This is a genomic window from Providencia sp. PROV175 (assembly GCF_032707045.1).
GTDB classification, from domain to species: domain Bacteria; phylum Pseudomonadota; class Gammaproteobacteria; order Enterobacterales; family Enterobacteriaceae; genus Providencia; species Providencia hangzhouensis.
In genome coordinates, this window is record NZ_CP120533.1 from 3,566,754 (window position 1) to 3,578,820 (window position 12,067).

The 12,067-nt window shown below is 41.8% G+C and carries 11 protein-coding genes; 7 read left to right on the top strand and 4 right to left on the bottom strand.

From position 1 onward, the window contains the following. Positions 1 to 166: 166 nt before the first annotated feature. A complete protein-coding gene (gene djlA / locus P3L44_RS16190; protein WP_004908636.1) occupies positions 167 to 982 on the bottom strand; it encodes a co-chaperone DjlA in 816 nt (271 codons plus the stop codon). Between the two features lie 181 nt (positions 983 to 1,163). On the opposite strand from djlA, the gene lptD reads away from it, so the two are divergent. The 6 genes from lptD to apaH all read left to right on the top strand — a co-directional run bounded on the left by lptD (position 1,164) and on the right by apaH (position 8,056). Beyond that, entirely contained in the window at positions 1,164 to 3,536 is a 2,373-nt protein-coding gene (gene lptD, locus P3L44_RS16195) for an LPS assembly protein LptD (RefSeq protein ID WP_272661646.1), read from the top strand. Positions 3,537 to 3,728: 192 nt separating this feature from the next. Beyond that, positions 3,729 to 5,048, top strand: a complete 1,320-nt coding sequence (gene surA, locus P3L44_RS16200; protein ID WP_094961104.1) for a peptidylprolyl isomerase SurA — start codon at positions 3,729 to 3,731, stop codon at positions 5,046 to 5,048. Next, complete coding sequence (gene pdxA / locus P3L44_RS16205; RefSeq protein WP_272661645.1) at positions 5,032 to 6,024, top strand: 4-hydroxythreonine-4-phosphate dehydrogenase PdxA; 993 nt, start codon at positions 5,032 to 5,034, stop codon at positions 6,022 to 6,024. The genes surA and pdxA overlap by 17 nt, the downstream gene beginning before the upstream one ends. Beyond that, complete coding sequence (gene rsmA / locus P3L44_RS16210) at positions 6,021 to 6,830, top strand: 16S rRNA (adenine(1518)-N(6)/adenine(1519)-N(6))-dimethyltransferase RsmA (RefSeq protein ID WP_140171581.1); 810 nt, start codon at positions 6,021 to 6,023, stop codon at positions 6,828 to 6,830. Before pdxA ends, rsmA begins: the two co-directional genes overlap by 4 nt. An 18-nt stretch (positions 6,831 to 6,848) precedes the next feature. Continuing rightward, positions 6,849 to 7,226 (top strand): Co2+/Mg2+ efflux protein ApaG, encoded by a 378-nt coding sequence (gene apaG / locus P3L44_RS16215; RefSeq protein WP_004257676.1) that lies wholly within the window; start codon positions 6,849 to 6,851, stop codon positions 7,224 to 7,226. A gap of 2 nt (positions 7,227 to 7,228) precedes the next feature. After that, positions 7,229 to 8,056, top strand: a complete 828-nt coding sequence (gene apaH, locus P3L44_RS16220; protein WP_140171580.1) for a bis(5'-nucleosyl)-tetraphosphatase (symmetrical) ApaH — start codon at positions 7,229 to 7,231, stop codon at positions 8,054 to 8,056. Between the two features lie 73 nt (positions 8,057 to 8,129). On the opposite strand, the gene folA is transcribed toward apaH, so the two are convergent. Further along, positions 8,130 to 8,624 (bottom strand): type 3 dihydrofolate reductase, encoded by a 495-nt coding sequence (folA, locus tag P3L44_RS16225; RefSeq protein ID WP_140171579.1) that lies wholly within the window; start codon positions 8,622 to 8,624, stop codon positions 8,130 to 8,132. A 238-nt stretch (positions 8,625 to 8,862) separates the two neighbouring features. Between folA and P3L44_RS16230 the strand changes: the two genes are divergently transcribed. Then, complete coding sequence (locus P3L44_RS16230; protein ID WP_004257687.1) at positions 8,863 to 9,477, top strand: LysE family transporter; 615 nt, start codon at positions 8,863 to 8,865, stop codon at positions 9,475 to 9,477. A 67-nt stretch (positions 9,478 to 9,544) separates the two neighbouring features. Here P3L44_RS16230 and ftsP read toward each other — a convergent pair whose 3' ends face one another. Next, on the bottom strand, positions 9,545 to 10,960 hold the full coding sequence (ftsP, locus tag P3L44_RS16235; RefSeq protein ID WP_004257690.1) for a cell division protein FtsP: 1,416 nt from the start codon (positions 10,958 to 10,960) through the stop codon (positions 9,545 to 9,547). Between the two features lie 352 nt (positions 10,961 to 11,312). Beyond that, entirely contained in the window at positions 11,313 to 12,047 is a 735-nt protein-coding gene (locus P3L44_RS16240; RefSeq protein WP_272661613.1) for a 1-acylglycerol-3-phosphate O-acyltransferase, read from the bottom strand. Positions 12,048 to 12,067: the final 20 nt, after the last annotated feature.

The window sequence follows — 12,067 nt, forward strand, 5'->3', positions numbered from 1 at the left end:
AACGGGAGCGAAATAATCCATTTTAATTATTCCCCTGATTTCCCCTAAATAGTTCGTGATGCAGCTAGGCGGCAAGAGAGCGAATTCCTAGGAGCATACAGTAGTATGTGACTAGGGTTCGCGAGCGCAGCCAACAACGCTGCGGCGCGAAATATGACGGGGAAATTTATTTGAAGCCGAGCTCCTTCTTAACTAAGTCATAAGCTGCTTGGATTGATTGCGCTTTCTGCTTCGCTATTTCCATCATTTCTGGCGGCAAACCTTTCGCAACCAATTTATCTGGATGATGTTCGCTCATTAATTTACGATAGGCACGCTTAATTTTTGTTGGATCATCACTCGGGGACACGCCAAGCACTTTACAAGCATCTTCAAGGGTTGGGCCATTTGATTGCTGATAATACCCTCCTGATTGCTGCTGAGAGTAACCTTGGCCAAATTGGCGACCACTTTGAATCATATCCAAGAACTGTTCAAACTGAACCTTAGAAATACCGAGCTCTTCGGCAATAATAAACAACACTTTTCGTTCGTTCGGGTGTAATTGCCCATCAGCAAAAGCAGCTTGTAATTGAATTTCCAGAAACATCTGAATCAAGTCAAAACGGCCATAACAGGCCATACGTAATTGCTTTAATACATCACGCAATGGAAAGTTAGGGGATTTGCCTTCTCTAAACGCTTGTTGAGCCGCTTTTCGTGTTTCTCCATGTAATTGCATTCTGTCCATTAAATTAGTCGCAAGCTGAATATCTGTCTCGGTTACACGGCCTTTGGACTTCGTTAAATGCCCCAAAATTTGGAAGGTGCTCGCAAAGAAAATGATTTGGCGATCTCGCTTATTCATTCTTCCTGCAAATTTACGTTGAATCGATGCTTTATCAAAACCATGCCCAATAATTAACCCAACTAGCGCCCCCCAAAAACCCAATCCAGAGACGATTGCGAGTATAACGCCAATAATTTTGCCCCAATAGTGCATATATCCCTCAATTCTTCAATGCTCAAAATGCAATTTTGCATTATCATACTATTCATTCAGCTCTATGCATAACTACCCGCGCGTAAAGTTTCTTACATTATACTGGCGCAAAGTGGTTGGCTAAGTTAGTCTTTGAGCGTTTGCTGGCGATGCCAATGATGACGGAACCCCATATTTAATGATGAAAAAAAGCTATCCAACACTACTCGCCACCATGGTATGGGCGGCAATTTATAGTCAGCAAGCGCATGCTGACCTTGCACAGCAGTGTATGCTGGGTGTCCCTGTTTACACCAAACCGATTGTAAAAGGTGACCCTAACGACCTGCCGATTCTCATTACCGCTGAAGATGTCCGTGGTGAATACCCTAATTTTGTTGAATATGAAGGTAATGTCGATATTCAACAAGGGAACCAAACATTAACCGCTGATAACGTTAAACTCACCCAAACAGAAACAGCGGGTGAACTCCCTGTGCGTGAAGTAACAGCCACTGGTAATGTGCACTACGATGACCCACAAATTATCTTAAAAGGCCCTTCTGCGTGGTCTAACTTAGATAATAAAAACACTGATGTGAATGACGGTAACTACATGATGGTAGGCCGTCAGGGACGTGGTGATGCGACGAAAATGAAAATGCGTGGTGAAAACCGTTACTCTATTATGGAAAACGGTACATTCACAACCTGTTTACCCGGTAATAATAGCTGGAGCGTCGCGGGCTCTGAAGTCATTATCGACCGCGAAGAAGAAGTGGCTGAAATTTGGCATGCGCGCTTTAAAGTGGGTGACGTGCCTATTTTCTATAGCCCATATATGCAATTACCGATTGGCAATAAGCGCCGTTCAGGTTTTTTAATTCCGACGGGAAGTTATTCAAGTAACGATGGGCTAGAGTTCTCATTACCCTATTATTGGAATATTGCACCAAACTACGATGCCACAATTACACCGCAATTTATGACCCACCGTGGTGTAAAATTAAATAATGAATTCCGCTACCTTATTGCTCCAGGTACAGGCACCGTGGCCTTTGATTTTCTAAATCATGACCGTGCTTATATCAAAGACAAAGAACGTGGTAAGCGTGAAGATCGTGATAGCGATGACCGTTGGTTATTCTACTGGCGCCATTCTGGGACTTACGCGGGGCATTGGAACTTCAGCTCTGACTATACCAAAGTGAGCGACCCTAGCTATTTTACTGACTTTAGTTCCCAGTACGGTAGCACCACTGATGGCTACGCTACGCAAAAATTCAGTGCAGGTTATTCAGATACAAACTGGAATGCGAAAGTCACTCACAAGCAATTCCAAATTTTTGCGGATAACCCCAACAAGCGCGCTTATAAAGCAGAGCCACAAGTGGACTTCAATTATTATAAAAATAATTTAGGTGCCTTTGATGTGCATACTTACGCACAAGCTGCTCGTTTTACGAGTGTGGGTAAAAATAACCCAGACGCAACTCGCTTACACATTGAGCCAGAAGTAAACCTGCCATTGTCTAATGGTTGGGCAAATATGAATAACAGCATCAAATTGTATGCGACTCATTACGACCAAGATATTCCTCGCTCGAATACGGATACTAGCTTAGAAAAAAATGTTACGCGTGTTCTACCCATGTTTAAAAGCGATGCAAAAGTTGTCTTCGAACGAGACCTTTTCCAAGGCAGCGATTTCGTTCAAACATTAGAACCACGTGTCCAATATTTGTATATTCCGTATAAAGATCAAGATAATATCAATAACTTTGACTCTTCATTGCTGCAGTCAGACTATAGCGGTTTATTCCGTGACCGGATTTACAGTGGCCTTGACCGTATCGCCTCTGCAAACCAGTTCACCACAGGTGTCACAACACGTGTTTATGACGATACTTTAGCTGAGCGCTTTAACTTCTCTGTGGGGCAAATTTATTACTTTGAACGCCCACGTGCTGGTGATTCAAATCGCCCAATAGATGATAAAAGCAACACAGGTTCATTATTGTGGGCCACTGACTCTATGTGGCGAATTGATGATAACTGGGGCTTGCGTGGTGGGTTACAATATGACCGCCGTCTCGGTAATGTCACAATGGGGAATGCGGTTGCAGAATACCGTTTAGATGCCGATCGTTTAGTTCAGTTGAACTACCGTTTCGTTGACCGCGATTATATTCAAGCAACCTTCCGTCGTGAAGATACTGCGAATGGTGGCTATACCTATACACTGCCTGAATACCAACGCGGTATTTCACAAGTGGGTGCTGTCATGAGTTGGCCATTAAGCGAGCGCTGGGGTTTTGTGGGCTCATATTATTATGATACCAAACAACAGCAACCTGCGAGCCAACTGGTTGGTTTACAATACAATACTTGTTGCTGGGCAGTCAATCTTGGCTATGAACGTAAGATAGTTGGTTGGCAAAAAGAGAAGTTTAGCAGTGAATATGACAATAAATGGTCAATCAATGTGGAACTTAGAGGCCTAAATAACAATCATAGTTTAGGTAGTCAGAAGATGTTAGAAAGTGGCATTATGCCTTATCAACGTGCTTTCTGATAAAAATAACATAGAGTTACTGTCAATAACTCAGGGGCAGTTAGGCGACAAGTGACTGAGTCGCTAGGAGCATACACAAGTATGTGACTAGTGCGAATGAGCGCAGTCAACAACACTGCAACTTGAAGTATGACGAGTAAAAAGAGATTAGCCCGCTTTTGCGGAATCAAAGTCAATATTTATAGGACCATTATGAAGAATTGGAGAACGCTTATTCTGGGACTGATGTTCGCAAGCTCCACTGCTTTGGCTGCGCCTCAGCAAATGGATAAAGTGGCTGCGGTCGTCAATAACGGTGTTGTGCTGGAAAGTGACGTCCAGAATATGATCAACACAGTAAAACTGAATGCTCAGAACGCACGTCAACAGGTGCCTGATGATCAAACTCTGCGTCATCAGATCCTTGAGCGTCTCGTTATGGATAACATCATTTTGCAAATGGCTAGCCAAATGCAAATCAATATTCCAGATGAAGCCGTGGATGCAACTATTACTGATATCGCTCGTCAAAACGGTTTAACACTACAGCAAATGCAACAACGTTTAACCGCTGATGGCATCAATATGAATCAGTATCGTAGCGAAATTCGTAAAGAGATGCTGATCGCTGAAGTGCGTAACAATGAAGTTCGCCGCCGTGTTACCATTTTACCTCAAGAGGTTGATTCTCTTGCTGAACAAATGAGCTCACAAGCAAATTATGAGATGGGCGTTAATTTAAGCCATATCTTGATTCCATTAGCAGAAAATCCAACACAGGAACAACTAAAAACCGCTGAAGCATTAGTGGATAAAATTTTAGCTGAACTGAAAAAAGGCGGAGATTTCGGTAAGTTAGCTATCGCTTATTCAGCAGATCCTCAAGCACTGAAAGGCGGTAATATGGGTTGGTCACGCCTGCAAGAATTACCCGTTGTGTTTGCTGAACAACTGAAAAATGCGAAAAAAGGTGATGTTGTCGGCCCTATTCGCTCTGGTGTCGGCTACCATATTTTACGTGTTAACGATGTCAGTGGTGGCAGCCAACCTATTTCTGTCACAGAAGTGAAAGCACGCCACATCTTGATTAAGTCATCACCAATTATGGATGATGCACAGGCAAGACAAAAATTAACCAAAATTGCTCAGGAGATTCGTTCAGGCAAAATCTCATTTGAAGATGCAGCAAAAGAAAACTCTGAAGACCCAGGTAGTGCGTTAAAAGGGGGTGAATTAGGTTGGAATATGCCTGATATCTATGACCCAGCTTTCCGCGATGCGCTAATGAGACTGAATAAAGGCGAATTAAGCCAACCTGTTCAATCAAACTTTGGATGGCACCTAATTCAATTAGAAGACACACGCAACGTTGATAAAACAGACGCGGCGCAAAAAGATCAAGCTTACCGTTTACTGTTTAATCGTAAATTTAACGAAGAAGCACAAAGCTGGATGCAAGAACAACGCGCTTCTGCTTACGTGAAAATGGTTGATGGTCGTGACAGCCAATCTACAGATGAAAAAACAAATTAATCCTATTGTTATCACCCCCGGCGAGCCAGCCGGGGTTGGTCCAGACCTACTTATTCAGCTAGCTCAACAGCAATGGCCTGTTGAGTTGGTTGCTTGTGCCGATCCTGATTTATTACTCCAGCGTGCCAAAGCGCTAAATTTGCCTCTGACATTAACTGAATATTCCCCCAATTCAATTAATGAAGAACAGCCTGCAGGTCACTTATCCGTTCTACCTGTTCATTTAGTAACGCCTGCAAAGGCAGGTGTACTTAATGTTGATAATGGCCAATATGTTGTGGAGAGCTTAGCAAAAGCATGTGACGGCTGTTTAAATGGCGAATTTTCAGCGCTTGTAACAGGTCCCGTACATAAAGGGATTATTAATGATGCAGGCATGTCATTTAGTGGTCACACGGAATTCTTTGCACAACGAAGTGACTGTGAACGCGTTGTTATGATGCTAGCTACCGAAGAACTGCGTGTTGCATTAGCCACAACGCATCTGCCACTCAAGGACGTGTCGGCCGCTATTACCCAACAAAGCCTTCATGAAGTCATCACCATTTTACACCATGATTTACAAACCAAATTTGGTATTGAAAAACCGGCCATCTATGTTTGTGGTTTAAATCCACATGCAGGAGAAGGCGGCCATATGGGTACCGAAGAAATTGATACTATAGAGCCTGCACTTGAAAGCCTACGTACAAAAGGGATTAATTTGATTGGGCCATTGCCTGCAGATACCCTATTTCAAGCTAAGTATTTAGACCATGCAGACGCAGTGTTAGCAATGTATCACGATCAGGGCCTTCCTGTGTTAAAATACCAAGGTTTTGGCAGAGCAGTAAATATCACTCTCGGCCTGCCTTTTATCCGTACCTCTGTCGACCATGGGACAGCCCTTGAGCTTGCGGGGACGGGTCATGCTGATGCGGGAAGTTTTATCACCGCATTAAAGTTAGCTATCCAAATGACATCTAAGAATACATGAATAATCGAGTCCATCAGGGGCACTTTGCCCGCAAACGTTTCGGGCAGAACTTTTTAACTGACCAATTTATTATCGACAGCATCGTGGATGCCATGAACCCGCAGCCAGGTCAGTCCATTGTAGAAATTGGTCCCGGCTTAGGTGCCTTAACCGAACCTGTCGGTAGCCGAATCGATAAAATGACCGTAGTTGAACTTGACCGTGACCTTGCTGCACGTTTACACGTTCATCCTCAACTAAAAGATAAATTGACTATCATTCAGCAAGATGCAATGACAGTGGATTTTGGTGAATTAGCCAAACAAGCAGGTCAACCCCTGCGCGTTTTTGGTAACTTGCCTTACAACATCTCCACACCGTTAATGTTTCACTTATTCACATTCACCAATTCTATTTCTGACATGAATTTCATGTTACAAAAAGAAGTGGTGAATCGTCTGGTTGCAGGACCAGGTAGCAAAGCCTTTGGGCGCTTGAGTGTTATGGCGCAATATTATTGCAACGTGGTGCCTGTGTTGGAAGTACCACCAACCGCATTTACACCAGCGCCAAAAGTAGATTCAGCCATTGTTAGGTTGATTCCTCATCGTGAAAACCCGTATCCGGTAAAAGATATTAAATTTTTAAGCCGTATTACCACACAAGCTTTCAACCAACGCCGTAAAACGATTCGTAATAGTTTAGGGGATTTATTCAGCGTTGAAGAGTTAACAGAACTGGGTATTGATTTAAGCACACGAGCAGAAAATATTTCTGTTGAACAATATTGTAAAATGGCAAACTATCTCTCTAACCGTTCAGAATAGTCTGTTGAAGGAGGCACTATGCTTAATGAGCCGAATGTAAGCATCCAAGTTCAGAGTGTCTATATAGAAAGCCAATCTCAACCCGATATTGCGAGATATGTGTTTGCTTACACTATCTGCATTCGTAATTTAGGACGAGAGCCTATTCAATTAATGAGCCGTTATTGGCTCATTACTAACAGTGATGGCCATAAGACCGAAGTTCAAGGTGAAGGCGTGGTTGGTGAACAACCGCTTATCCCACCAGGAAAAGAATACCGTTATACCAGTGGCGCAATCCTTGAAACACCAATGGGTACAATGGAAGGTTATTATGTGATGATAAGCACACAAGGGGACAGTTTCCACGTTGATATCCCTGCTTTTCGTCTTGCTATCCCAACACTGATTAATTAATTATGTCGACATATTTAGTAGGTGATATTCACGGTTGTTATCGTGAGCTCCGTGACTTGATGGAAAGTGTCCATTTTGATCCAACCAAAGACACATTGTGGTTAACAGGCGATCTCATTGCCCGCGGAACTGAATCACTGCAAGTTTTACGCTATGTAAAAAGCCTTGGTTCTGCCGCACGTTTAGTACTTGGTAACCACGATCTCCATCTGTTGGGTATTTACTGTAAAATTAGTCGTAACAAGCCGAAAGATCACCTCGATGAGTTATTACATGCACCTGATCTTGACGAACTGATCAATTGGTTACGTCGCCAACCTTTATTACAAATTGATGAAGAAAAAAAGATCTTGATGACCCATGCAGGTATAACACCACAATGGGATATCGAAACAGCACGAATGTGTGCAAGGGAAGTTGAAGCCGTGCTGTCTAGTGATGCATATCCATTATTCATCGACTCCATGTATGGTGACATGCCAAATAACTGGTCTGAAAGCTTAATGGGGCTAGCTCGTTTGCGTTTTAGTACCAATGCCTTAACACGCCTGCGCTACTGTTTTCCAAACGGACAGCTAGATATGATTTGCAAGGAAAACCCTAAAAAAGCGCCCGCTCCGCTAAAACCCTGGTTCGATCTACCCAGTAAAATTCCTGAGGATTACTCAGTGTTTTTTGGTCACTGGGCATCCCTTGAAGGGAAATGCACACCTGATGACGTTTATGCTTTAGATACGGGTTGCTGCTGGGGAGGGGAATTAACGCTATTCCATTGGGAAACTAAGCAGTACCATCGGCAAAAGTCATATCAAAAAAGCCGTAAAGAGTAATTTTTTGCCTAGTTAATTGCAAGTTATGGCAAAATGGCGCAATTAAGCGCCATTTTTGCATTCTAACTAAAAATTAGTCTCTTTTAGTTAAGATCTCAAAACAATAACCATGGGTATTGTTTTCGTCAGCCTCATGGTATTCGGTAAAAATAGAATCCCATTCATCAGGCTCATAAGCCGGAAAATGAGTATCTCCGATAACTTCAGCATCAACGTGAGTCAAATATAATTTATTCGCTAGCGGTAAAAATTGTTGATAAACTTTACCACCGCCAATTACCATCACTTCTTCAACATTTTCAATTGCTTGTGCTGCAGCTAATGCTTCTTCAACTGACGTTACCCAAATAACATCAGAATCAGTACCAGGAGCACTACTTAATACAATATTCACACGTTGTGGCAATGGGCGCCCAATTGATTCATAGGTAACACGGCCCATGATAACCGGTTTGTTTAACGTATTTCGTTTGAACCACGCTAGATCCCCCGGCAAATTCCAAGGCATCGCTTTTTCCATGCCGATAACCTGATCGATCGCCATTGCTGCGATTAAGCTAATATTCATCTACTCACCTTAGAAACAAGATATAAAAATTGAGCACACTATACGGAAAGAGAATTGCTTCGTCGACTAAATTTAAACTTCCTTAAACAGGTTTGAATCACTTATACTCGAATTGATAAACTTATGACTAAAAATAACATTTAAAAACAAAATGAACCCTCTAAGACCAGTCTAAATGTGAGTGTCATTAGCAGGTCATTTTTATTTACCAACATTGAACGGGAAAAGAGATTATAACATGTACGAAACGAGTATTATGGTTGCGACCATCGCTGCACTCGGTATGCTTTCTCCAGGGCCAGATTTCTTTTTGATTGTTAAAAATTCAGCACGCTATCAACGCTCTGCCGCATTAATGTCTGCATGTGGTGTGATAGTCGCTATCGCTTTGCATATGTCTTACTGTGTTGCAGGCCTCGCTGTCTTGATTACAACTACGCCTTGGCTGTTTAATATCTTAAAATACGCGGGTGCAGCCTATTTAATTTGGATCGGTGTCAAAAGCTTACTTCCGCAATCGGGCCATAGCGTTGATCTAACAACCAGTAAACACGAAATTGTTTCATTCAAAAAAGCCTTTATGCAAGGTTTTCTCTGTAATGTATTAAACCCAAAAGCCACGCTGTTCTTTTTAGCGGTTTTTACCCAAGTGCTAGATATTAATTCCACTGTTGGCGAAAAGCTGTGGTTTGCCTTTATTATTTGGGGTTTAGCCGTCATCTACTGGCCTATTTTAGTGTTTTTAATCCAAAGTGCCCCTGTAAGAAAAGGCCTAGCAAAAGTGCAAAAATATGTTGATAAGGTTCTCGGCGTTGTATTAATCGCCTTTGGTATTCGAGTGGCGCTAAGCTAGCTTTGTCAACAACCTAAAGCAGGCTAAATGCCTGCTTATTGGATATTCAATATTGTTGTAATACGAATTATTGCATGGTGTCTTGCGGTGCAACAACCAACTGCCCTACAGACCCTAAATCCGCCTTCTCTAAATTGTGGCTATAAAATAAGAACGGGAAATGGTTATAGGACGGTTGCATCATTTGAACTAATAATTCAACTCGGCTATCAACCCACACTGTATCTTTCCAGCCATAATCTTCTGGCGGTGTTGGTTTACCATTACGGTTTAAGACCTTAAAGCGCACACCTTCAATATGAAATGCTTGCGGTTCATTCGTCGTCACAACCCAACGCTCCCAATTGCCTTGGCGGCTTGAAAAATCAACCCTGTTTGTATCAATAGTCGCATTGTTAATACCAAAACCATCATTAAGGTGAATATTACGTTGTGTAATACTGGATGTGACTTGCGTTTTATCTTCAACTAATTGTGCCGGTAAACCATCCGTTACCAATGACATTAATCCAGTTGCCTTGATAGTTAATACATTGGTTGAAATTAAGCTATTCGATGGTTCAAATAGCCCTTTTAAACGGTCCATAAAGGTAGCCGACTCGCCCGCAGTAATGGTTAACTCTTGCGTTTTCGCCATATCAATCAAGACTTCACGCCGTTCACCCGGCGCTAATGGGAGTTCCTGAACACTAACAGGTACGGTTAATAACCCTTGATCAGATGCAATCAATGAAAATGGGCGACCATCACTGATTTTCATTACATAATAACGGGAGTTCGACGCATTTAATAACCGTAGACGTACCCACCCTCGAGAAACTTCAATGTATGGATTTTGTACGCCATTAACCAGTAATGAATCGCCTAAAAACCCATTTTCATCGGCTTTGTATTCAGGGACGCCAAAATTATCTAAACGCTTATCTTGAATAATGACAGGAAAATCATCAACACCATAGTGTTTAGGTAAACGCAGGTTTTTCGTCACATCATCTTCGATGATCCACATCCCCAATAAACCATTGTAGACTTGCTCGCCCATTTTCCCTTGAGTATTTGCGTGATACCAAAGCGTTGCTGCATTTTGGCGTATCGGGATCACTGGAGACCAGTCCGCATTAGGTGAAATTAACCTTGCCGCTCCACCAATTTGTGTTCCTGGTATTTGCAACCCGCTGATTGTCATCGAAACGGCTTCAGGTAAGCGATTACTATAAATAAGCTTAATATCATCGCCATTTTTTACTTTGACTGTCGGCCCAGGGGAAGAACCATTTACTCCCCAAATATCGGCTGAATATTTTCCATCATAAGACCAATGAATTTTTTGTAATGTTAAAAATAATGGCTGTCCAGACCGTGATTCTAATAATGGTGGCACAGGTAAAGCTGTCGCCCCCTCTGCATTTGCATAAATTGGCACATAGGACAAACATAGAGCCACCCCCGCCGCTATCAGGGCTTGGCATCGATTGAATGACATAAATTCTCCGCTAAACAAAAATTCCAGCGCATTTTATTATTTAGTATTGTAGATTTTCAGCCTATAAAATGGCTAATTTATGATTGGACCCAGCAATATAACAACTTAGATACAACAATTTAAGGTCGCAATAATTTGTAAGCCATGATATCGCGAAAAAAGGCTAAATTCTAAAAATATCTAGCAAATGTGTAAAAATATAATTAATAAGGTTATAAATAGTAAGGGTAAGTAATTAAAAAAGGAAATAAGACAGGTAGGAAACAATAAAGTCAATTTATGCTGTATTCAACCTAAAAGAATGGGCAATATTTGTATATTGCCCATTTTTAAATAAATTCAATGAATTAAGTTATTTGCCTTGTTTTGCCATTTCTTCGACTTCGAGATCGAGTTCTTTTATTTTGGCTTCCATTAAAGCATGGCAATGCTCAGATAATTCCCTCACTTGCTCTCGGCTATAAAGCGATGTATCGATAGGGTCTAGCATTTCAATAATGACAGTACCGTTATTCCAACGGTTTAACTTAATTTTACCTTGTGTACTAGAAACGCAAACAGGCACAATCGGTACCCCTGCTGCAATCGCTGCATGAAATGCCCCCGTTTTAAATGGCAGTAAACCACGACCACGGCTGCGAGTACCTTCAGGAAACATCCACACAGAAATTTTACGTTTTTTAATCTGGTCAGCAACTTGCGTGATTGTGTTATGGGCTTTAGAGCGATTAGCGCGGTCAATTAAAATATTACCCGTTATCCAATATAAAAAGCCAAAAAAAGGTATATAAACCAAGCTTTTTTTACCAACGGTTACCGTTCTTGGTAATACCCCATTTGACATAGTCACCATATCGTAATTGTTTTGGTGATTACCAATATAAATACTCGGGCCATAGCTCTTAGCTTTCTCGGGTACACGATTTATAATGTTAACCCCAAAAACGACTGATAACCGCCCGAACATGTGACCAAATGTCATTACGTGTTTTGGGTTACGAGGGCTAAATAGACAGTAAATCCCCCCCCCTACACACACCGCAATCGTATAAATAATAACAATGATCGCTCTAATAAGCGCTAACATACTAACCCCAAATTGTAAGA

Excerpts from the sequence above, each read along its gene's own strand:
- apaH (WP_140171580.1), top strand. The coding sequence starts at position 7,229 with ATGTCGACATATTTAGTAGGTGATATTCACGGTTGTTATCGTGAGCTC.
- lptD (WP_272661646.1), top strand. The coding sequence starts at position 1,164 with ATGAAAAAAAGCTATCCAACACTACTCGCCACCATGGTATGGGCGGCA.
- P3L44_RS16240 (WP_272661613.1), bottom strand. The coding sequence starts at position 12,047 with ATGTTAGCGCTTATTAGAGCGATCATTGTTATTATTTATACGATTGCG.
- surA (WP_094961104.1), top strand. The coding sequence starts at position 3,729 with ATGAAGAATTGGAGAACGCTTATTCTGGGACTGATGTTCGCAAGCTCC.
- pdxA (WP_272661645.1), top strand. The coding sequence starts at position 5,032 with ATGAAAAAACAAATTAATCCTATTGTTATCACCCCCGGCGAGCCAGCC.
- P3L44_RS16230 (WP_004257687.1), top strand. The coding sequence starts at position 8,863 with ATGTACGAAACGAGTATTATGGTTGCGACCATCGCTGCACTCGGTATG.
- apaG (WP_004257676.1), top strand. The coding sequence starts at position 6,849 with ATGCTTAATGAGCCGAATGTAAGCATCCAAGTTCAGAGTGTCTATATA.
- folA (WP_140171579.1), bottom strand. The coding sequence starts at position 8,624 with ATGAATATTAGCTTAATCGCAGCAATGGCGATCGATCAGGTTATCGGC.
- djlA (WP_004908636.1), bottom strand. The coding sequence starts at position 982 with ATGCACTATTGGGGCAAAATTATTGGCGTTATACTCGCAATCGTCTCT.
- ftsP (WP_004257690.1), bottom strand. The coding sequence starts at position 10,960 with ATGTCATTCAATCGATGCCAAGCCCTGATAGCGGCGGGGGTGGCTCTA.
- rsmA (WP_140171581.1), top strand. The coding sequence starts at position 6,021 with ATGAATAATCGAGTCCATCAGGGGCACTTTGCCCGCAAACGTTTCGGG.